At 41.0% G+C, this 278-nt stretch carries 1 pseudogene; it reads right to left on the bottom strand.

Annotated elements, in window-relative coordinates:
* A pseudogene (locus RYX56_RS22060) lies at positions 1–278 on the bottom strand (manganese ABC transporter ATP-binding protein); the annotation flags it as partial.

Below are 278 nucleotides of genomic sequence, written 5' to 3'. Positions count from 1 at the left end.
CTTATTTGCCGGTTAGCATATTGACTCATTCCCACTTGCTGTAAACACTTCAGAGCATAGGCTTTATCCTTTTTGTCCGGACGCTTAAACCAGCCTAAATGCCCATATCTCCCCATCATCACCACATCAAGGGCATCTGTTGGAAAATCCCAATCGACAGATTCTCTCTGGGGAACATATCCTACTCGTTTTCTCGTATTTTTATAAGAATCTCCAAAAATTTCGACTTCACCGGTAATAGAGGGAATCAATTCTAATATCGCTTTAATCAGCGTTGA

The sequence above is a fragment of the Alkalihalophilus lindianensis genome, from assembly GCF_032843265.1.
Classification (GTDB): domain Bacteria; phylum Bacillota; class Bacilli; order Bacillales; family Bacillaceae_D; genus Alkalihalophilus; species Alkalihalophilus lindianensis.
Note: the sequence above shows the minus strand (reverse complement) of the source record. Positions and strands in the feature narration are given on the sequence as shown.